The following is a 20,191-nucleotide window of genomic DNA, read 5'->3' as shown; positions in this document are numbered from 1 at the left end:
GGACAGCATGCTGCCTCCCTGGCCCTGGCTGCCCACCCTGCCCGACGGCCAGCTCGACCTGCCCCTGCTCGGCAACATCGTGGCCGCCGGCCTGATGGCGGTGCTGGCCCTGATGCTGTGGATGGGGCAGCGCAGCCAGGCCCTCGCCCCCATGAGCCGACCGCTGGCCCACACCCTGGGCGCCTCGCGCTGGCGCAGCTGGTGGACCCTGGCCATGCGCCTGCCCGCACCCCGGCTCGCCAGGCCCCGTCCCTCTTCCGCGTCGACCCGCGCCCTGAGCGTGGAGCTGCGTCTGCAGCAGCCGGGCCTGGACATCCGCGCGCAGTTTCGCGTGCCCCCGGGCCGCGTCTGTGCCCTGGTGGGCCGCGAGCCCGCCACCCAGAGCGCCCTGTTGCAGGCGGCCGCCGGCCTCATCCCGGCCAAAGGGGGGCGCATCGCGCTGGGGCAGGACACCCTGTATGACGGAGCCGCTCGCGTCAGCCTGCCCGCGCACCAGCGGCGCCTGGTCTGGCTGGACGCCCATGCCCACCTGTTCGCCCACCTGAGCGTGCGCGGCAACCTGCGCTATGGCCTGCCTCGCGGCCCCGTCCCTGCCGACGCCCCCGACTTCGCACAGATCGTGGCGTGGCTGGAGCTGGCCACCCTGTTGCCCCGCCACCCCGCGCAGCTCACCGCCGTTCAGCGGGTGCGCGTGGCCCTGGGCCGCGCCCTGCTGTCCCGCCCCCAGGCCCTGCTGCTGGACAACCCGCTGGGCGAGGTGCCCGCCCACGAGCACGACGAGTTGTTGGAACGGCTGGCCGAGATCCCCCGCCGCTGGCGCATCCCCATGGTGCTGGTCAGCCCCCGCATGAGCGAGGTGGTGCGCCTGGCCGACGATGTGCTGGTGCTGCACGAGGGCCGCATGGCCAGCGCGGGCCCGGCCGCCCAGGTGCTGTCGGACGTGTCCTTGTCGACCTTTCTGGAAGGCACCGATGCGGGCAGCGTGCTCGAAGGCGTGGTGCGCCGCCATGACCTGAACTGGCTGCTCAGCGAGGTGGACCTGGGTGGCCAGCGCATCACCGTGCCGGCCATGCTGCACCCCGTGGGCAGCCGGGTGCGCCTGAAGCTGCGCGCCCGCGACCTGAGTCTGCACCGCCAGCCCCCCAGCGACACCAGCAGCCTCAACTGCCTGCATGGCCGCATCGCCCAGGTGATGCTCGCGGGTGAGCATGGCACCTACGGCGCTGTCGGGATCGAGCTGGACCAGGCGCTCGGCCTGCACGGCGATGCCGAGCAGGCGCCGCCGGCCGTGTGGGTCTTGTTGACCCGCAAGGCCATTCAACAGATGGACTGGCAGCCGGGCCAACCCTGTGTGGTGGGTTTCAAGGCCATGGCGACCACGGTGTCGGCCTGGCACTGAGCCGCACGCAGCTGGTCCCCAGGGTGAACGGGCGCATACTGCGGTCCTGCCCCCTGTTCCACCCTGCCTGATTGCACCCCGATCATGTCCACGCTGCTGCCGCGCCAGATCCTGTCGGTCAACACCGCCTTGGCCACCCCCCTTGAGATCGAGGGCCGCCGCATCCTCAGCGGCATCGGCAAGCGCGCGGTCAGCACGCCGGCCGCCCCCCAACGCATCGCCGTACAGCGGCTGGGCCTGGCGGGCGACGAGCAGGCCGACCTGACGGTGCATGGAGGCCTGAGCAAAGCGGTCTACGCCTATCCGCACGAACACTATGCGTTTTGGCAGACCGTGCGCGCCCAGGCGGGCGTGCACGCGTGGGGCGACGCCCTGCCGCACGGCATGCTGGGCGAAAACCTCACGCTCACCGGCCTGCTGGAGGCCGATGCCTACGTGGGCGACCAGTTGAAGTTCGCCGACTGCGTGCTGGCCATCAGCGAGCCGCGCCGCCCCTGCTTCAAGTTCGACGCCATCATGGGTTTCAGACAGGCCACCAAGATGATGGCGCAGTCGGGCTACTGCGGCTTTTACCTGTCGGTGATCCAGCCGGGCACGATCGCGGCCGGGGAGACGTATGAGGTGATCCCCGGCGCACGCGAGGTCAGCATCCTTGAGCTGTTTCGCGCCAAGATGAACCGGCGCCACACGGATTGAGGCCAACACGACGCACTGCGGTGCTCGCCGGCTTGGGCAACTGGGCACCAAGGGCCAGATGCCGCGCAGCAGCACAGTCGTCGCAGGTGGCCAAGGCCAAACTCAGGCGGCCTTCACCCACAGAATGCACCAGCCCTCGGGGCTGATCTGGCCCTCGACGAGTTTGCAGGTGTTCGATGCCGGGACGAAATGCATGCACGTCGCACACCTTTGTTCGCCTTTGGGCTGAAACTGATACTGCACCGTGGCCTGCGTCATTTTCGCGGTATACACGGAGGCGCCCGCGTTGCCCCCTGGGGAGGGAGCCGGACTGGGGGTGGGCGGGGCAGGCGGTGTCGCCGTTGGACTGTTCGAGGTCGCGCTGTCCTTGGCGTCACATCCCGGCAGCAGGACGGGCGCCCACACACCGCATCCGAGCGCCAGCACGCTGCGCAGCACACCTCTGCGCGAGGGAAGGTCGTTGGTCATCATGGTTTCTCCGTCGCTTGTCGTCACGCTTGGAGGGCGGTGCGCGCCAGCACGGCCGATGTCGCACCGAGGAACCCCATGCTAACAACCCGCGCTCGTCCGCGCAGCACGCCACAACGCCCCTACGGCGAACATGGCGCCCAGAAGTGCACGTAGGGGGACAGCGCCCCTAGGCCTCGCCGTGCCGCATCGCCGAAGCGGGCAGCCCGAAGATACGGTCGAAGGACCAGGTGAAGCCGATCGCGTAGATGAAGAAGAACGCCATCAGCCCCAGATTGGCCAGAAAGGCGGTGAGCAGCGAGGTGTCCAGCCACAGCGCCATGACGGGCACCAGGAGGAAGGCCAAGCCCCCTTCAAAGGCTGCGCCGTGCGCGATGCGCCGCGCAAGCGATCGCCCCCTGACCCCCTGCCGTGATTCCCAGCGCTCGAAGAGCGCGTTGAACACATAGTTCCACACCAGGGCAATGCTCGACAAGAACAGGGCCAGGCCCAGCGTGGACGCCGGCGGCTGGTCAAACGCCAAGCTCAGAATGGGTCCCACCAAGGCGATGGCGAACACCTCATACAAGAGTGCCTGCAACACACGTCGGGTTCGGGGTGTCATGCCTGAATGATGAGCTCACTGACCTGGACGGCGTCCGCCGTCATTGGCCACCCCGGCGGCCACATGGCCCGAGGGCACATGCGGGGCGGCGTTGTCGACGTGGCCGGTCTGGTCGTCGAAGAAGAAGTCGGGTTCGAACTCACGCAGGAATTCGCCCTTGGGCAGGCCACCCAGGAACAGAGCTTCGTGCACGTCGATGCCCCAGTCCATCAGGGTGCGGATGGCGCGCTCGTGCGCCGGGGCACCCCGGGCGGTGACCAGCGCCGTGCGGATGCGCATGCCGTTGGCACCGCCGCTGGCCGCGTGCTGCTGCAGGGTGTGCAGGGCCTGGAGCAAGGGCTTGAACGGCCCGTCGGGCAGGGGCTGCTGCGCCAGCGCCACTTCGTGGGCCTGGAAGGCGTCCAGCCCGCCACGCTGGAAGACCTGCTCGGCCTCGTCCGAGAACAGCACGGCGTCGCCGTCAAACGCGATGCGCACCTCGTGCGGATGGGCCTCGCCGGCGCGCGCGGCATGGGGCAGCACGCGCGCGGCCGGCACGCCAGCGCCCAGGGCCGAGCGCACATCGGCCTCGTTGGCGGACAAAAACAGATGCGCCTGTAAGGGGCGCAGGTAGCGCCAGGGGCTTTCGCCGCGCGTGAACACGCCGCGCTCGATGGGCAGCCCATAGTGACGCGCCGAGCGGAACACGCGCATGCCCGAGACCGGGTCGTTGCGCGACAGGATCACGACCTCGACGCGCGCCTCGTCGGGCGTGTTGAAGGCCAGCAGCTTGCGCACCAGCGAGAAGGCCACGCCGGGCCGCGCAGGCTCGTCGACCTTGGCCAGTTGCTGGGCCATGTAGGCGCGGTCGTCGGCGCCTTCGAAGAGGCGGTTTTCTTCTTCGAAGTCGAACAGGGCGCGCGAGGAAATCGCCACGACGAGCTTGCCGGACAGGGAGGCCGCCATGCTTTACTTGACCCAGGTGTTCATCTGCATGATGGGCAGCATCACCGACATGACGATGAGCATGACCACCAGGCCCATCGCCACGATCAGCAAGGGCTCCAGGATGGTGGCAATGGCCAGCGCCTTGCGCGTGACCTCGGCGCTGAGCTGGTTGGCGGCGCGCTGCAGCATCACCGGCAGCTGGCCGGTCTGCTCGCCCAGGCGGGCGAACATGGCCAGCAAGCCGGGAAAGCGTTTCTTGGCGGCCAGGGCCGAGGCCAACGGCGCACCTTCGCGCACCTGATCCAGGCAGTCCATGGCGTCGGCACGCATCGCGCGGTTGGACAGGGTTTCGGCGGCGGCCTGCAAGGCTTTGAGGATGGGCACGCCTGAGCCGGCCAGCATGGCCAGGGTGCCGGCAAAGCGCGCGGCGTTGTAGCCCTTGGCCAGGCGCCCGATGACGGGCAGGCCCAGCCAGAAGGCATCGAAGCGCACCCGGAAATCGTCTTGGCGTCGCGCGAACATCAGCGCCGTGCCGCCGCCCACCAGCGCCAGCGCCAGCAGCCAGCCCCATTGGCGCATGAAGGCGCTCAGGCCCAGCATGAACTGGGTGAGCATGGGCAGCGCCCGCTTGCTGCTGGAGAACACCTGCGCCACCTGTGGCACCACGAACACCAGCAGCGCCACCACGATGACCACGGCAAACACCGAAACGATGGCCGGGTAGAGCGTGGCGCCGATGAGCTTGGAGGTCAGGGCCTGCTGCTCTTCCAGGTCGTTGGCGAGCTTCTCCAGCACATTGCCGAGCTGGCCGCTTTGCTCACCGGCCGCCACCACGCCACGGTAGACCTCGTCGAACTCGCGCGGGAAACCCGACAGCGCACGCGCGAAGGTCGAGCCGGCGTTCACCTCGGCGCGCAGATGGGCCACCAGCTCGCGCTGGCGCGGGTCTTCGGCCTCGTCGGCCAGGGCGGTGAGCGCGCGCTCCAGCGGCAAACCGGCCACGACCAGGCCCGAGAGCTGACGCGTCCAGATCGCCAGCGCGGTGGCGTTGAACACGCGACGCGCGAACAGCTGGACCGAACCGGCCGACTCCGCTTCGCCGGCCGCCACCGGGTCCACCTTGAGGGGCACCAGTTGCTGGCCGCGCAGCTGGGTGCGTGCGGCCTTGGGCGTGTCGGCCTCGACCAGACCCTGTACGGTCTTGCCTGCGGCATTGAGCGCTTCGAACTTGAAAGCCGGCATCGGGCGCCTTTAAGCGAGGTTCGTCATGAAAGCCGTCACTCGCGGGTGACCCGCAAGACCTCTTCGAGCGAGGTCACGCCCTCGGCCACCAGCCGGTCGCCGTCGTCGCGCATGGTCTTCATGCCGGCCTTTTGCGCCACCTCGAAGAGCTGCGCTTCGGCCGCCTGGGCGTGGATCAAGCCGCGGATCTCATCGTCGGCCACCATCAGCTCGTACACCCCGGTGCGGCCCTTGTAGCCGCTCATGCCGCACTCCTTGCAGCCGACCGGATGCCAGCGGCCTTGCTCGTCCTGGCGCTTGCAGTGCACGCACAGCTTGCGCACCAGGCGCTGACCGAGCACGCCCAGCAGCGACGACGACAGCAGGAAGGGCTCGATGCCCATGTCGGTGAGGCGGGTGACGGCGCTGGGCGCGTCGTTGGTGTGCAGCGTGGCGAGCACCAGGTGACCCGTCAACGAGGCCTGCACGGCGATCTGCGCGGTCTCGAAGTCGCGGATTTCACCGATCATGATGACGTCCGGGTCCTGGCGCAAGATGGCGCGCAGGGCCTTGGCAAAGGTCAGCTCGATCTTGGCATTGACCTGGGTCTGGCCGATGCCCGCCAGCTCGTACTCGACCGGGTCTTCCACGGTCAGCACATTGGTGGTGGACGCGTCGACGGTGCTCAGGCCCGCGTACAGCGTGGTGGTCTTGCCCGAGCCGGTGGGGCCGGTGACCAGCACGATGCCGTGGGGCTGGCGCAGCAGGCGCTTGAACTTGTCGAGCGACTCGCCACTCATGCCCAGTGCTTCGAGGGTGAACTTGTTGGCGTCACCCTTGTCCAGGATCCGCAGCACGGCGCGCTCGCCATGGGCCGATGGCAGGGTCGAGACGCGCACGTCCACCGCGCGGCCGCCGATGCGCAGGCTGATGCGGCCATCTTGCGGCAGGCGCTTTTCGGAGATGTCGAGCTCGGCCATGATCTTCAGGCGCGAGATCAGCGCGGCGTGCAGCGCCTTGTTGGGCTGCACCACCTCGCGCAGCGTGCCGTCCACCCGAAAGCGCACGGCCGAGGAACGCTCGTAGGGCTCGATGTGGATGTCGGACGCGCCGTCCTTGGTCGCCTGCGTCAGCAGCGCATTGAGCATGCGGATGATGGGCGCGTCGTTGCTCGATTCGAGCAGGTCTTCGACGGCGGGCAGCTCCTGCAGCATGCGCGACAGGTCCACCGCGTTTTCGACCTCACCGACCACGGCCGCCGCACTGCCCTCACCGCCCGAGTAGGCGGCCGCGATGCGCTGCGCCAGCGTGTCAGGCGGATCATGCTCGATGCGGTGCACGGCGTACAGGCGCATCACCTCGGAGAGCGCTGCGTGCGAGACATTCAGGCTGGCCCACAGCGTGGCGCGCTCGCCGTCTTGCTCCAGCAGCAGGTTGTGCGCCTTGGCAAAGGCGTAAGGAAGGGGGTGGCGTGCGCCCATGGTGTGCGTGCTCCCTGCCTCAAGGTGCCGCAGGCGGGGCCGCGGGGGTGGCCGGCACCGGGGCCAGCTTGGGCGCGTAGCCCGTGCCCGCCGGCATCACGACGTTCGTGACCGGGGTGTCCGGATCGTCCAGCGGCTGCTGCGGCGAAGGCAGGCTCATGCGGGTGCTGAGCTTGAGCGGATCGAGCACCGGTGCCGCGTTGATCGGCAACAAGGTGCTTTCCTTGGGCTGGCTCTCCATCTGGCGCTGGCGCATGTACTCGTAGCGGTCCAGCGTCAGGGCGTTGGCCGCGTCCTGGTTGCGCATCACGATCGGGCGCAGGAACACCATCAGGTTGGTCTTCTTGCGGCCGCGCTCCTGGCTCTTGAACAGGTTGCCCAGGTAGGGGATGTCGCCCAGCAGCGGCACCTTGGACTGCCCATCGGTGTACTCGTCCTTCATCAGCCCGCCCAGCACCAGCACCTCGCCATCGTCCACCACCACCGAGGTCTCGATGGAACTCTTGGACGTGGTCGGGCCGTTGGCGGCCGCGGCCGTGGCGCTCTTGACGCTGGCGTCTTCCTGGAAGATGGTCAGGCGCACCGCACCGCCCTCGCCCACCTGCGGACGCACGCGCAGGGTCAGGCCCACGTCCTTGCGTTCCACCGTCTGGAAGGGGTTGACCGAGCCATTGTTCGAGCCGGTGTTGCTGTAGCTGCCGGTCACGAAGGGCACGTTCTCGCCCACGACGATCTTGGCCTCTTCGTTGTCGAGGGTGACCAGGTTGGGCGTGGACAGGATGTTGCCGCCCGCCTCGGTCTGCAAGAAGGTGGCCAGCGCCCCCAGGCTGATGGTGCCATCGCTCAGGCGCTGCGCCAGGGCCACGTTGAAGCCGTTGATCGCGGGCACCGAGTTGGCGGCCGCGCTGGTGATCACATCGGTCAGAGCAGGGATCTTGCCGAAACCGGTGAAGTTGGCCCCGGCGCCCACCACCGTTTTGCTGCCGGCGCCACCGGCCCATTGCACGCCCAGGCTGGCGGCCTTCTCGGCATCGACCTTGACGATCATGGCCTCGATGTAGATCTGGGCACGGCGGCCGTCGAGCTGATCGATGACCGCGCGCAGCTGACGGTACTGGGCCTCGGAGGCTGTGATGATCAGGGAGTTGGTGCTGGGGTCGGCCTGGATGAATCCGCCCGTCGAGGGCTGGGCCGAAGCCGCCACCGGCGCGGTGGACTGCGATGACGCCGCACTGGCGTTGCCCAGGTTGGCCGCGCCCAGCGTGTTGCCGGCATTGCGGGTGCCGGTGGCGGCGGCGGTGTCCGCACTGCCGCTGCCACCCCCGCTGCCGCCCGAGCCGCCTGCGCCAGGATAAGCCGCGCGCAGCACCTGGGCCAGCTTCACCGCATCGGCGTTCTTGAGGTAGACCACATGGATGCCGCTGCCGCCCACCCCGGCGTTGCCGGGACGGTCGAGGCGCTGCACGAGGTTGCGCACCAGGGTCATGCGCGCCGGCGAGGGCGTCCGTACCATCAGGGTGTTGGTGCGGGCATCGGCCATCACCAGGGTGGCGGCACCGCCTGCGGCGGCAGCGGGCGCCGGGGCGGCCCCCCCGCCATCGGCCAGACGCTGCACCACCGGGGCCAGATCGACCGCGACCGCGTGCTGCAGCGGGATGGCTTCCAGGTCAGAGGCCGTGGGCACGTCCAGCGCCGCGATCATCTGGCCAAGGCGCCGCAGGTTGTCGGCGTAGTCGGTGATGACCAGGGTGTTGCTCGAGGGGTTGGCGTTGATCGTGTTGTTGGGGCTGATCAGCGGGCGCAGCACCGCCACCAGGTTGTTGGCGTTCTCGTTTTGCAGGCGGAAGATCTGCGTGAGCACCTGGTCGCCCGAGCGACGCACCGCGCCCACATCGACGGTGCCGGTCTGCAGCTTGGCCTCTGCCTCGGGCACGATCTTGAGCAGGCCGGCCACGTCCACCACGCTGAAGCCCTGGCCACGCAGGGCCGCCAGGAAGTTCTGATAGGCCGAGCGGGTGCTCATGGGCTGGTCGCTGTAGAGCGTGATCGTGCCCTTGACGCGCGGATCGACCAGGATCTGGCGGTCGAGGATGGCGGCCATGGCACGGGCCACGCCTTCGATCTCGGCGTTGACGAAGTTCAGCGTCACCGTGCCCTCGCGGGCCCCGGCTTGCGGGGCTGCCAGCGCCTGGCCGACCGTCAGGAAGCCACCCGGTCCCCAACCCAGGGCCAGGGCCATGAGCAGCGCCGTGGCGCGGGGACGAGTCAGCAGGGGATGGGTCTTCATGCCTTATCCGATCGAAATGACAGACCGGTCGCCCGAGCGGCGGCCGATGATGTTCAACAAATTGTCCAGCGCCCCGCGCTCGGCCTCATGGGCCTGCGCCTCACCCCGGAAGAACGTGCCGCCGGCACTGACCGTGCCCTGGCCCGACAACTGCAAGGCGCCGTCGACGGTGCGCAGCGACATCTGCACCAGGCCCTGCTCGTCGGCCCGCAGACCGAGGTGGTAGGAGCCCAGACGGTCCAGGGTCGTCAGCCGCGACGACACATTGTCCAGCCAGACATCGGCCTGACCGTTCACGCGCACGCGCCCGCCCACCCACTCAACGGCGAGCTGGTCGGTGGACACGCGCAGCACACCGCCGAGCTGCAAGGTGTTCCAGGGTGTGCCCAGCCCGCTCAGCCAGGCGGCAGGCCAGTGACCCAGCGTGCCCGAGGCCTGCCAGCCACGTGGGTTGTCCGCCGGCACCAGGCCCACATCAACCCGAGCGCGTCCCCAACCGGGTCGCACCTGCACCGCCACGGGCTGGGGCAGGCAACAGTCATGCTGCAGCACCACGCGCACACCGCGGTCCTGCCAGCGCAAGGTCCAGTTCAAACGCCCTGGCAGCGCGCGCACATCGCGGCTGCCCGGTCCGCCCGTCAGCACGGCCACGGCCTGGCCTTGCCAGATCGTGCCCTGGGCATCGGCCAGCAACAGGCGCTCGCCCGTCAGGCGGGACACGCCGTGGGACAACCAGCTGGCGGGCGCGAACGCCACCAGCCCGGCCACGCCCCCCACGACGGCGCCGGCCCAGGCCCAGCGTCGACCGGCCTTGCGCACCTTTTCCCAGCGCAGCACCTCCAGCGTGGACTCGAAGCTGCGGGTCACGTAGGCCTCAGGGCCCAGCAACCAGCGCGGGCGCCGCGCCCAGCGCAGGCGCAACAACTGAAAAGTGCTTTGCACGGTGGTCTGGAATGTCGTCACAGTGCCCCTCCCGCACCCAGGGCCAGGGTGACCGAGCCCTGAAAGCCGCCATCGGCACTCTGCTGCCAGGTCGCCTCCAGCGGCCGGGCTCGCGCGCCCACCCGCACCTCTTCCAGCCACGCGGACAGGGCCTCGCCTGACACGCCCTGGAAGCTCAGCACCGCCCGGTCGCCCTGGCGGCTCAGGCGCGCACCGGCGCCCAGACGAGCGGTGGCTGACTGCAGACTGGCTTCCGCCTGGACAGGGGGCACCGGCGGGCGCTGGCGCAAGGTCTGCGCCTCATCGGCCTGCTGGCGCATCAGCGCCAGCTCGGCCTCCACCGCTTGCATCTGGGTCGGGACGGTCTGCAGCGTGCGCCAGGCCGGCCGCACCCCCACCATCACGGTCAACGTGAGGCCCGCCAACCAGGCGGCCACGGTCAGCAGAAGGCGCTCGCTGGGCGACATGCCAGCCCACTGGACCTGCCAGGCCTGACGCAAGGATTGAACACGCTCGGAGAGAGAACTCATTCAGACGGCTTTCAAGGTGCTTCAGCTGCGGGGACCACGGCGTACGGTCAGGTGGCCATCGGCCTCGGTGTCCACCTGGACGCCGGCCGCGCCCAGTTGCATCCGGAACTGCTCGATCTCCCCCGGGCCCCAGCCCGCCGGCGGGGCCACGGTCAGGGCCTGGCCGTCATAGCGCAGCGCGGCCGTGGGGGTCTCGCGTGGCCAGGCCGTGGCCACCAGGGCCATCAGCGACTCCAGGTCATGAGCGCCCGGCTCGCCAGCCTGGGCCCGCAGGGTGTCGGTTTCGCGCTGCATCTGCACGGGGGCATCGAGCACCACGCGCACCTGCGGATGCGCCTGCTGCAGCAACTGCACGCGCTGCGCCTGACGGCTCTTGAGCGTGTGCTGCTGGTGCCAGGCCCACAGATTGAGCCCCAGCACCTGCACCACCACCAGCGCACCCAGCCCCACCCGCACGGGCCGCCAGGTGGGCGACAGGAAACGCCGCCACTGGTCGGACAGCGCATGGGCGCCTTTGCTGCGCGGCGCCAGCTCGAACTGCAGCAGGTTCCACAGCGAGCGCGAGGCCATCAACATGTGCTCGGACGCGGTTTGCACGGTCACGGCCCGCCCCAGCCAGCGCTCGGCCGGCGAGGCCACCGGCGGCGTCGCCACAAAGCGCGCCTGCGGCGGCAGCGGATCGGGCAAGAGACCACGCGACAGGCTGCCGCCCAACGGCCAGGTCGACACGCCCTCGGGACTCGCCCAGGTCATCAGCACCTCGGGCCCGGACTCGGCACTGCCCTGCCCCGCTTCAAAGGCCTCGTGGAACAAGGCCGTGGCCGGCTCATCGGGCGCCGCACCAGGCACCACCCGCTCGACGCGCAGCTGGGCCTTCTCCAGCGCCATCAGCTGCGAGGTCAACCAGGTGTGGTCGCACACCGCCACCCAGGTCGGTTGCCCGACCTTGGCCTGCGGGGCCACTGCCAGGTGCAACTGCTCCGGCTCCTCCAGCAACGCATCTTCCAGCAGGCTCGCCAGCGCAGCACGCAAACGGGCCTGCGGCGCCTTGGGCAGGGTCAGGCGGTGCCAGCTCACATCGGTGGGGGCCAGCACGGCCACCACGCTGTCGGCCGCCGGCATCTGGCTCAGCTCGCCGCGGCCCTGACGGCTCAGCGTCTCACCATCGGCACTGAGCACATAGGCGTAGGACTGAGGCCCTGGCGTGGCGGGGGCCGCATCGGGCGCTGACGCGCTCAGACGCTGGCGCGCCGGCAGTTGAATGATGAGGATGCTCATGCCTGGACTTCAGATCTCGGGGTTCCCTGCAACACCCCAGCCGGGTGTTCAGCGATTGTAGGAGGGCGATCAGGCCCATCCCTTAAGGATTGATACCTGCACGGGCGAGGCGGCCACACCCTGATCACGGGGGCCCTCCCGACACAGCGCGCTGCTCCAGTCCGGAAAAGCGTGACTGACTGCGCACCTTGACCTCATTGCCCACGCGCTGCACCAGGTGACGCTGCTCGATCACGTTGTCTTCCAGGCGCAGCCGCCCGCGCACCTCGAAAAAGTCCGAGCCCACGGCCAGGCGCTCAAAACGCCAGTTGCCCGCGCCCAGCACATTGCCCAGCTCATCGAGGTTCTTGAACGGACTGCGCTGGCGCACCTGCACCAGGCGGGCCGCCCGCCCCAGGTCCAGTCCGTCCACCACCGCGGCGAGCACCTCGCGCGAGGCCGTGTTCACATTGACCTGGGTGCGCAAAGGCAGCACGGTCAGCACCGGACGCAGGCGCTCGACGGTGGCGGCATCCATGCCCAGCCAGGTGAGCTCGTCGATGCGCTGCGGCTGCAGCGGCGCCTGGCTGCGGGCTTCCTCGCCGCCCAGCTTCTCCAGCTGGGTCGGGTCGTCGGCCAGGGTGGCCAGGGTGGCGCGCCGCCACGCCGAGGCCAGGCCTTCGGCCAGCGCCGGCGACAGGCCGGCGTTCTGGCACAAACGCCGCAGCACCGCCACCTCCTCGGGCACCAGCTCGCCCTCGGCCGACAGCACATTGCGCAGGTTGTAGCGGGCGGTGGCATCTTCGACCTGACCCGACAGGAAAGCCTCGGGCGCCCCGCCCTCATCGGCCGCGTTGTTGCCGGTGTCGGCGGCCAGGAAGGTGGACAGGCGCGCCTCGGCCAGCGGGATGGCCCAGGGCTCGCCCAGGTGATCGGGGCCGCCGCTGCGCTGGTCTTCGCGCAAGATCAAGATCGCCCAGTCCAGCGCCCCACTGAGCACCCAGGTGGCCTGCGTGCGCACCCGCTCGGCGCTCTCCACCTGCACGGCGCGCCACTGCTGCCAGACCATGGTGGCCGACAAGGTGGCCACCAGCGTGACGATGACCATGGCCATCAGCAAGGCCGCACCCTGCTGGCGATGGCGTGGGAGCGTGCCCGAGCGCATGTGCATCCTCCGGCCCTCAATCCTGCTGGGGCTGGGGTGCCAGCATCAGGTCGCGGCTGAGTGCGCCCTGAAACCCGCTGCCTTCACCCAGCACCAGTTGCAGGCGCACGGCCTGCGGCAGCTGTTCACGCAGGCCGCTCGCGGCCCCCTCGCCCGCCGCGCCCCGCACCACGTCGCCCGAGGACTGGCAGTTGCTCATGGCCCCGTTGCGGAAACAAAAGACCTGCCACTGCGCCACCCCGCGCAAGGCCACCAGGGTGCCGCGCTCGCGCCCCAGCAGCTGCTGCGACTGCTGCCAGGCGCGCTGCAAGGCGCCGACCTGGGTGGTTTCGGCACTGGCCCAGCGCTGCCAGCGGCCCTCGCGCAGCGACCACACGACCACCTGTACGCCAGCCGGGCTACGTCGCGTCAGGCGCAGGGCCGCACCATCAAACTGAAAGCCCTGCACCACCTGGGTGTCGAGCACCTGAGCCAGATCGGTCTCGAACTGGGTCATCACGGCCTGCAGGCGCAGCGTCTGCTGCAGATTGTCCTCGGCCACCTGACGCGCCGTGCTGATCGCATCGAGCCCCTTCCAAGCCGAGGCCGCCAGCACCGACAGGATCAGCAGCGACACCAGCACCTCGATGAGGGTGAAGCCCCGCGCCGACCGGTGGGCCAGGGCAGACGCAGACAGGTGAACAGGCGGGGACATCATCGGACGCGCGGCAACACGGTGGACAGCTTGACGATGGGCTGGCGGGCCTCATCGGCCACCTGCGCATCCACGCGGCGGAAATTGGGGTTGGGCGTCGGGCGCACCGTCAGGCGGCCGGACAACTGGCGGCCCAGTTGCTGACAACTGAAATCGCTGTCGCCGACGGCCGGGAACGTCTGGCCCAACTTCAAGGTCGTGAGCTGGTTTTCGGCGCACCACTGCGCCAGCACCAGGTCACTCATGCGCTGGGCATTGAGCGTCAGGCCCCCGGCGGCCTTGATGCCGGCCGACAGCGTGATGGCCACGATGGCCAGGGCCACCAGCACCTCGATGAGGGTCATGCCGCGCCCCTGCGGGGCGCCTGGCGTGCGTGGGTCACGGCGTGGTGGCACGGGCCATCCCTTCCAGCAGCGGCACGTCGTCGAGCGTGGGCTCGCCGGTCAGGACCTGAAACGGCCCCAGGCCCTGCGTGCCCACCACCAGCTGGCGCTCGCCCAGGCGCAACACCACCTTCTGCGCGCCGATCACCGGCTCCGGGCCCAACACGATGCTGCGCCCGTCCACCACCTCGGCCCGCACCTCGGGCGTGAGCCACTGCAGCGGCGGCATCAAGGCCGGCGGCAGGCCCAGGAACTGGAAGTCGGCCTCAGGTCCCTTGGCCTGCGGCACCCACAGCACTGTCATGGCCCCGGCGCGCGCCTGCGTGCGGGCCGACTCCAGCAAGGCGATCAAGCGGGCAGCCTCGCGCTCCAGCCGCGTGCTGGACGGATCGGGGAGCGCAAAGGACACCACCGCCGAGGCCACGCCGATCATGGCCACCACCACCATGAGTTCGAGCAAGGTAAAGCCTCGGGCGAGGCGCGACTTACTGCCAGGAGCCGACGTCCGCATCCCGGCCTTCACCGCCACTTTGGCCATCGGCGCCGAAACTGAAGACATCGACCGCGCCCTTGACACCCGGGTTCACGTACTGATACTGCGCGCCCCAGGGGTCGTTGGGCAGCTTCTCCAGATAGGGCTTCCAGTTGGGCGGAATGGGGCCAGCCGTGGGCTTGGCCACCAACGCCTGCAGGCCTTGCTCGGCCGTGGGATAGCGCTGGTTGTCGAGGCGGTAGAGCTTGAGCGCCTGCATCAGGTTGCTCACGTCGGTACGGGCGGCCGTCACGCGGGCGTCGTCGGCGCGATCCATCACATTGGGCACGATCAGGGCGGCCAGCAGACCGATGATCACCAGCACCACCATCAACTCGATCAGGGTGAAACCGCGCTGCACGCCTCGCGCCAGCGTCCGGGCCCCCTGGGGGATACGCGCACACATCTTCATGTCAGATTCCGAAACAGTCCGAGAAAGGTTCCCGCCCACCGTGCGACACCCGTGCCGCATGCCTTGAGCATGCACGGCAGCCGACCCCGCACACGGTGGGATCAACCCCAGGTTTGAAGGCCCGACCCGTCACACAGGGGATGGGGAAGACCCATCATAATGGTCCTCTATGTCATCACGTCTGTCCGCCCTCGTCATTTGGGCCGCGGTTGCGGCCAGTCTGGCTTATTGGGGCCTGCGCTGGCTCGCCCAGCCCATCGCGGTGCCGTCCAACGCCACCGCCGTGTCGATGGACGGCGGCAGCAAGGGCGATTTCCGGCGCCTCTTGAGCGGGCCGGCCGCCGCCTCGCCTCAGGCCCTCGATCCGGGCGCGCAATCGGCGCTGGCCGGGCGCATCCAGCTGCAAGGGGCGTTTGCTGACGGCGCAAGCCAGGGTGACGGAGGCGTGGCGCTGCTCTCAATCGACGGCCAGCCGCCGCGCGCGGTGCGCGTGGGGCAAACGGTCGATGGCGTGATGGTGCTGCAGCGCGTGGACGCCAGTGGCGCCCAGATCGGCCCGGCCGACGGCCCGACCGCGCTGACCTTGGCACTGCCCACCTTGCCGGCGCCGGCCACCGGCACCCTGCCGCCACCCACCGGCGTGAGCACCACCGCCACGGCACCCGCCCGGCCCGGCCTCACACCGCGGCCCCAGGCCCAAACAGCCGAAGGGGCTGACCGGGGCGAGCGCCGAGTCGACGACTGAGCCTGTCGGCTCAGGCTCAGCGCAGAAACAGGCGGTAGACCGGGTTGTTGGTCTCGTCCACGTAGACGTAGCCCAGGCCCGACAGGAAAGGCTTGATGGCCTTGGCCTCACCCTTGGGCACCTGCAGGCCCACCAGAATGCGGCCGTAATCGGCGCCCTGGTTGCGGTAGTGGAACAGGCTGATGTTCCAGCCCGGCGGCAAGCTGGTCAGGAAGGTCATCAGGGCACCCGGACGTTCCGGGAAGATGAAGCTGTACAGCCGCTCGCCCTCGGCCAGCGCCGAGCGCCCACCCACCATGTGGCGGATGTGGGTCTTGGCCAGCTCGTCGCCCGACAGGTCCACGGTGCGAAAGCCCTGGGACTCGAACTGCGCCGCGATCTGCGCGGACTCGCCCTTGAGCTTGGTGCTCAGGCCGACGAACACATGGGCCACGTTCTCATCCGAGATGCGGTAGTTGAACTCGGTGACGCTGCGCGGGCCGATCAGCTCGCAGAATCGCTTGAACGAACCGCGCTCCTCGGGGATCGTCACGGCCATCAGCGCCTCGCGCTCTTCGCCCACCTCGGAGCGCTCGGCGACAAAGCGCAGGCGGTCGAAGTTCATGTTGGCGCCGCAGTTGATGGCGATGTAGGTGCGCCCCTCGCCACCGTGCTGGGCGGCGTACTGCTTGAGGGCGGCCACGCCCATCGCGCCCGCGGGCTCGACGATGGAGCGGGTGTCTTCGTAGATGTCCTTGATGGCCGCGCACACCGCGTCGGTGTTGACGATCACGTAGTCATCGACCAGCTCGCGGGCCAGGCGGAAGGTCTCCTCGCCCACCAGCTTGACGGCCGTGCCGTCCGAGAACAGGCCCACATCGTGCAAGGTGACGCGCTTGCCCGCCTGCACCGAACGCACCATGGCGTCCGAGTCGTTCATCTGCACGCCGATGACCTTGATCTCGGGGCGCACGGCCTTGATGTAGGCGGCCACACCGCTGATCAGCCCCCCGCCACCGATGGCCACGAACACCGCGTCGATGGGGCCCGCATGCTGGCGCAGGATCTCCATGGCCACGGTACCCTGCCCGGCGATCACCTCGGGGTCGTCAAAGGGGTGGACGAAGGTCAGGGCTTCGGACTTTTCCAGCACCTTGGCGTGCTGGGCGGCATCGGAGTAGCTCTCGCCGTGCAAGACGATGCGCACGTTGTCGCCCCCGAAGCGCCGCACGGCGTCGATCTTGACCTGTGGGGTCGTGAACGGCATGACGATGGTGGCCTGGCAACCCAGGCGGCGCGCGCCCAGCGCCACGCCTTGGGCGTGGTTGCCGGCCGACGCGCAGATCACGCCCTTGTCGCGTGCGGCCGGGCTGAGCTTGGCCATCTTGTTGTAGGCCCCGCGCAGCTTGAAGCTGAACACCGGCTGCTGGTCTTCCCGCTTGAGATAGACCTGGTGACCCAGGCGGGTCGAGAGGTTGCGCGCCAGGTCCAGCGAGGTCTCCACGGCCACGTCGTACACGCGGCTGGTGAGGATCTTCTGCAGGTAGTCCTGAATCGTCAGCGGTCCGGCCTTGGCCTTGATCGCCGGCTTGGCCTGAGCAGAGGCGGTGCGGCGAGGGGTGGGCGAAGCGGCGGTACGCGCGGTCGACATGGAAACGACTCCGGAAAAAGGCAGATGCGGGATGCAATCCGTCAGTCTACTCCTGCGGGTTCCGGCTTGCTGGCGTGGGCAGCGGTCACAAAAAAGTGGGGCGCCACAGAAGGCGCCCCCGAAAACCTCACCAAACCACAGGTCTGGCTGGGCCCACGCAGAGAACTGATGCGTCTCAGGCGGCGCGGCGGCGACGCGCGGCGAAACCGATGCCAACCAGGCCCAGGCCCATCAGGGCGTAGGTGGAGGGCTCGGGCACGGCCACCGCGGGGGCCAGCACGTCCACCTGCAGGGTGCCGATCTCAAACAGCCCGATCAGGCCGATCGAGCCGGAGGCATTGAAAGCCGCCAGCAGCGGCGTGGCACCGGCCGTGGTCAACTTCAGGGCGCCCGTGCTCAACAAGCCAGTGCCAGCGGTGGCATTGAAGGTTTCGGAAACGGAGGCGGTGGTCGCCTTCAGGAACGCGCCGCTGTAAGCCTGTGAGCCGTTGATCGTCACGACGGCGCTCAGCGACTTGGTGGCGTTGCTGTAGCTCAGGCCGGTGATGTCGACGATGTCGGTCCCCGCGGTCAGACGGATGCCGTCGCTGGCGTTGGCCACGCCGATCAGGTCGGTGGCCGAGGCGTTGCTCAGGCTCACCGAAGTGAAGGCCGAGGTCAGCGTGCTGGTGCCTGCGTCGAAGGTGGCGTTACCGAGGCTGGTGAAGGTGGCCGAGGTCAGCAAGCCCGTCAGCCCTTCGAGGGACAGCACGGCCGAGGTCGGTGCGGTGAAAGCGGCGGCCTGCGCGGCCGTGAGGCTGGTCGCAAGCAAAGCGGCCAGGGCGGTGGACTTCAGAAAGGCAGAGCGTGCTTGCATGCGGTCACCTCTAGGTTGGTGAGATGTGGACAAAGCGGTCTTCACCGCCGATGACCCGATCTTGCAAGCACGGCCTCTAACGTCCTTTAGCGTTCACCCTTAAACACCCCCCATGCGAGGGAGGTCACAGCTGCGCACCTGGGAGCATTTGACGTCGAAATCGTCGTGCGCCAGCAAAAAGGGCTCCCGAGTGGGAGCCCTGTGGGGACGCGGAGCCTCGCGAGGCTCACGCCATGAGCCGCCTCAGAAGCGGTAGCCGAGGCCCACGCCGATCAGCAGGGGGTCGACCTTGAGGGTGCCAGCCTTCTGACCGAAGGAGGTCACGTCAGCATGGATCTGCACCTTCTTGACATCGACGTTGATCGACCACTGCTTGTTCAGCGGGATGTCCATGCCGGCCTGCAGGGCCCAGCCCCAGCTGCCGCGCTTGACGTTTGGCTCCAATGCTGTTTGCACTGCGCTGTCAAAGCGGACGCTGCTGAAGTTGGTGTAGTTGATACCAGCCCCCACATACGGACGGATGGCCGTGTCGTTGGGCATGAAGTGGTACTGCAGCGTCAGCGTGGGCGGCAGGTGACGCAGGCTACCGATCACGGCGCCATTCGACTTGACGTTGTGCTTTTGCGGGTAGGTCAGGATCAGCTCGGCGGCGATGTTCGGGGTGAAGAAATAGCTGATGTCCAGTTCGGGAATGAGCTTCTCGTTGACACTCAAACCCAAGCCGGTGCTGTCCTTGTTCGCCGGGTCGATGTTCACCGCGCGCACACGCACCTGCCAAGGGGTTTCCTGCGCAATGGCAGGGGTCAGAGCGGCCACAGACAGGGCGGCGATGGCAACAGCGCGGAGGGTCTTGTTCATGATGCAGTCCTTTGGATGACAGGGAACCGTTGCGACACCGACCTTCGGTGCCGCCATGAACACATTGCAACAAGTGCCCCTCGCGCCAGACTTGCGCCACATCAAGTCCGCTCAGCGAAAGCAGGGAACAACCCTGAGAAGCTCAGGGCGTTTGCGCCAGATCAGGAAAACCCGATGCCAGCGCGCCACACCCTGTTGACACGGCTGTTGCGGCCGTGGCTCAGCGCGGCCAAGGCGCCCCGATCAGGCGGGGATCAAGCCCAGGCGCTCGCACAGCGCCAGCACCGGCGCCGACTGGTTCATCGTGTAGAAGTGCAGGCCCGGCACGCCACCGGCACGCAGCTGCTCGCACAGGTCGGTGACCACGTCCAGCCCGAAGGCCTGGATGGAGGCCTTGTCGTCGCCAAAGCCTTCCAGTCGCGTGCGGATCCAGCGCGGCACCTCGGCACCACAGGCATCCGAGAAACGCAGCAGCTGGCTGCTGTTGAGGATGGGCATGATGCCCGGCACGACCGGGATGGTCGCGCCCAGTGCCTCGGCCTCTTCGACGAAGCGGAAGTAGGCGTCGCTGTTGAAGAAGTACTGGGTGATGGCCACATCGGCCCCGGCCTTGACCTTGGTGGCGTAGGCCAGCAGGTCGGCCTTCGGATTGCGGGCCTGGGGATGCATCTCGGGGTAGGCGCCCACCTCGATCTGGAAGTGGCTGCCAGTTTCCTCACGGATGAAGGCCACCAGGTCGCTGGCATAGCGGAACTCGCCAAAGCCGCCGTAGCCGCTGGGCAGGTCGCCGCGCAGCGCGACGATGCGCTTGATCCCTTCGGCTTTGAACTGGGCGAGTTGCTCGCGCACACTGGCCTTGCTCGCGCCGATGCAAGAGAAGTGCGGGGCCGCGTCGCAGCCTTCGCTCAGGATGGCGCGCACCGTCTGGATGGTGCCGTCTTGCGTGCTGCCGCCAGCCCCGTAGGTGACGGAGCAGTACTCAGGCCGGATCGCGTACAGCTGCTGGCGCACGGCGGCCAGCTTGTCGACGCCTTCCGGGGTCTTGGGCGGGAAGAACTCCACGCTCACCGGCAGGGAGTTCGGGGATGACTGCGTCATGTGTCT

21 protein-coding genes are annotated in these 20,191 nt (G+C 68.8%); 3 read left to right on the top strand and 18 right to left on the bottom strand.

Annotated elements, in window-relative coordinates; genetic code table 11:
• The first annotated feature begins 7 nt into the window (after nucleotides 1-7).
• Complete coding sequence (locus AC3WW4_RS01700) at nucleotides 8-1,399, top strand: molybdenum ABC transporter ATP-binding protein (protein ID WP_488826664.1); 1,392 nt, start codon at nucleotides 8-10, stop codon at nucleotides 1,397-1,399.
• 84 nt (nucleotides 1,400-1,483) lie between these two features.
• Nucleotides 1,484-2,095, top strand: coding sequence for an MOSC domain-containing protein (locus AC3WW4_RS01695; protein WP_488826663.1), 612 nt, complete (start codon nucleotides 1,484-1,486; stop codon nucleotides 2,093-2,095).
• A gap of 102 nt (nucleotides 2,096-2,197) precedes the next feature.
• Here the strand turns inward: AC3WW4_RS01695 and AC3WW4_RS01690 are convergent, their stop codons facing one another.
• The 14 genes from AC3WW4_RS01690 to gspG all read right to left on the bottom strand — a co-directional run bounded on the left by AC3WW4_RS01690 (nucleotide 2,198) and on the right by gspG (nucleotide 14,998).
• Nucleotides 2,198-2,566, bottom strand: coding sequence for a high-potential iron-sulfur protein (locus tag AC3WW4_RS01690; RefSeq protein ID WP_488826661.1), 369 nt, complete (start codon nucleotides 2,564-2,566; stop codon nucleotides 2,198-2,200).
• A gap of 166 nt (nucleotides 2,567-2,732) precedes the next feature.
• Complete coding sequence (locus AC3WW4_RS01685; RefSeq protein WP_488826660.1) at nucleotides 2,733-3,167, bottom strand: PACE efflux transporter; 435 nt, start codon at nucleotides 3,165-3,167, stop codon at nucleotides 2,733-2,735.
• 15 nt (nucleotides 3,168-3,182) lie between these two features.
• Complete coding sequence (locus tag AC3WW4_RS01680; protein WP_488826659.1) at nucleotides 3,183-4,112, bottom strand: 5'-nucleotidase; 930 nt, start codon at nucleotides 4,110-4,112, stop codon at nucleotides 3,183-3,185.
• Nucleotides 4,113-4,115: 3 nt separating this feature from the next.
• Complete coding sequence (gene gspF / locus AC3WW4_RS01675) at nucleotides 4,116-5,336, bottom strand: type II secretion system inner membrane protein GspF (RefSeq protein ID WP_488826658.1); 1,221 nt, start codon at nucleotides 5,334-5,336, stop codon at nucleotides 4,116-4,118.
• A 35-nt stretch (nucleotides 5,337-5,371) separates the two neighbouring features.
• Nucleotides 5,372-6,796 (bottom strand): type II secretion system ATPase GspE, encoded by a 1,425-nt coding sequence (gene gspE, locus AC3WW4_RS01670; protein ID WP_488826657.1) that lies wholly within the window; start codon nucleotides 6,794-6,796, stop codon nucleotides 5,372-5,374.
• A gap of 19 nt (nucleotides 6,797-6,815) precedes the next feature.
• A complete protein-coding gene (gspD, locus tag AC3WW4_RS01665) occupies nucleotides 6,816-9,083 on the bottom strand; it encodes a type II secretion system secretin GspD (RefSeq protein WP_488826656.1) in 2,268 nt (755 codons plus the stop codon).
• Between the two features lie 3 nt (nucleotides 9,084-9,086).
• Nucleotides 9,087-10,046: a type II secretion system protein N gene (gene gspN / locus AC3WW4_RS01660; protein ID WP_488826655.1), complete on the bottom strand. Its 960-nt coding sequence runs from the start codon at nucleotides 10,044-10,046 to the stop codon at nucleotides 9,087-9,089.
• Nucleotides 10,043-10,555: a type II secretion system protein M gene (locus AC3WW4_RS01655; RefSeq protein ID WP_488826654.1), complete on the bottom strand. Its 513-nt coding sequence runs from the start codon at nucleotides 10,553-10,555 to the stop codon at nucleotides 10,043-10,045. The genes gspN and AC3WW4_RS01655 overlap by 4 nt, the downstream gene beginning before the upstream one ends.
• 21 nt (nucleotides 10,556-10,576) lie before the next feature.
• Nucleotides 10,577-11,833 (bottom strand): type II secretion system protein GspL, encoded by a 1,257-nt coding sequence (gene gspL / locus AC3WW4_RS01650; protein WP_488826653.1) that lies wholly within the window; start codon nucleotides 11,831-11,833, stop codon nucleotides 10,577-10,579.
• Nucleotides 11,834-11,957: 124 nt separating this feature from the next.
• Nucleotides 11,958-12,983, bottom strand: coding sequence for a type II secretion system minor pseudopilin GspK (gspK, locus tag AC3WW4_RS01645; RefSeq protein WP_488826652.1), 1,026 nt, complete (start codon nucleotides 12,981-12,983; stop codon nucleotides 11,958-11,960).
• Nucleotides 12,984-12,993: 10 nt separating this feature from the next.
• Entirely contained in the window at nucleotides 12,994-13,674 is a 681-nt protein-coding gene (locus tag AC3WW4_RS01640) for a PulJ/GspJ family protein (RefSeq protein ID WP_488826651.1), read from the bottom strand.
• Complete coding sequence (gene gspI, locus AC3WW4_RS01635) at nucleotides 13,671-14,066, bottom strand: type II secretion system minor pseudopilin GspI (RefSeq protein WP_488826650.1); 396 nt, start codon at nucleotides 14,064-14,066, stop codon at nucleotides 13,671-13,673. The genes AC3WW4_RS01640 and gspI overlap by 4 nt, the downstream gene beginning before the upstream one ends.
• Nucleotides 14,050-14,565, bottom strand: a complete 516-nt coding sequence (locus tag AC3WW4_RS01630) for a pilus assembly FimT family protein (protein ID WP_488829675.1) — start codon at nucleotides 14,563-14,565, stop codon at nucleotides 14,050-14,052. The genes gspI and AC3WW4_RS01630 overlap by 17 nt, the downstream gene beginning before the upstream one ends.
• On the bottom strand, nucleotides 14,540-14,998 hold the full coding sequence (gene gspG / locus AC3WW4_RS01625) for a type II secretion system major pseudopilin GspG (RefSeq protein WP_488826649.1): 459 nt from the start codon (nucleotides 14,996-14,998) through the stop codon (nucleotides 14,540-14,542). Before gspG ends, AC3WW4_RS01630 begins: the two co-directional genes overlap by 26 nt.
• Nucleotides 14,999-15,167: 169 nt before the next feature.
• Here gspG and AC3WW4_RS01620 point away from each other — a divergent pair, with 169 nt between their 5' ends.
• Complete coding sequence (locus AC3WW4_RS01620) at nucleotides 15,168-15,743, top strand: type II secretion system protein N (protein ID WP_488826648.1); 576 nt, start codon at nucleotides 15,168-15,170, stop codon at nucleotides 15,741-15,743.
• Nucleotides 15,744-15,759: 16 nt separating this feature from the next.
• On the opposite strand, the gene ilvA is transcribed toward AC3WW4_RS01620, so the two are convergent.
• From ilvA to metF, 4 genes are all read right to left on the bottom strand, one after another.
• The gene (ilvA, locus tag AC3WW4_RS01615; RefSeq protein WP_488826647.1) at nucleotides 15,760-17,373 is read right to left on the bottom strand and encodes a threonine ammonia-lyase, biosynthetic; all 1,614 of its coding nucleotides are present in this window, start codon (nucleotides 17,371-17,373) and stop codon (nucleotides 15,760-15,762) included.
• Nucleotides 17,374-17,548: 175 nt separating this feature from the next.
• The gene (locus AC3WW4_RS01610; RefSeq protein WP_488826646.1) at nucleotides 17,549-18,229 is read right to left on the bottom strand and encodes a PEP-CTERM sorting domain-containing protein; all 681 of its coding nucleotides are present in this window, start codon (nucleotides 18,227-18,229) and stop codon (nucleotides 17,549-17,551) included.
• Between the two features lie 243 nt (nucleotides 18,230-18,472).
• Entirely contained in the window at nucleotides 18,473-19,087 is a 615-nt protein-coding gene (locus tag AC3WW4_RS01605) for an OmpW/AlkL family protein (RefSeq protein WP_488826645.1), read from the bottom strand.
• A gap of 243 nt (nucleotides 19,088-19,330) precedes the next feature.
• Nucleotides 19,331-20,185, bottom strand: coding sequence for a methylenetetrahydrofolate reductase [NAD(P)H] (gene metF, locus AC3WW4_RS01600; RefSeq protein ID WP_488826644.1), 855 nt, complete (start codon nucleotides 20,183-20,185; stop codon nucleotides 19,331-19,333).
• Between the last annotated feature and the right edge of the window lie 6 nt (nucleotides 20,186-20,191).

The sequence above is a fragment of the Aquabacterium sp. TM01 genome, assembly GCF_057808345.1.
Note: the sequence above shows the minus strand (reverse complement) of the source record. Positions and strands in the feature narration are given on the sequence as shown.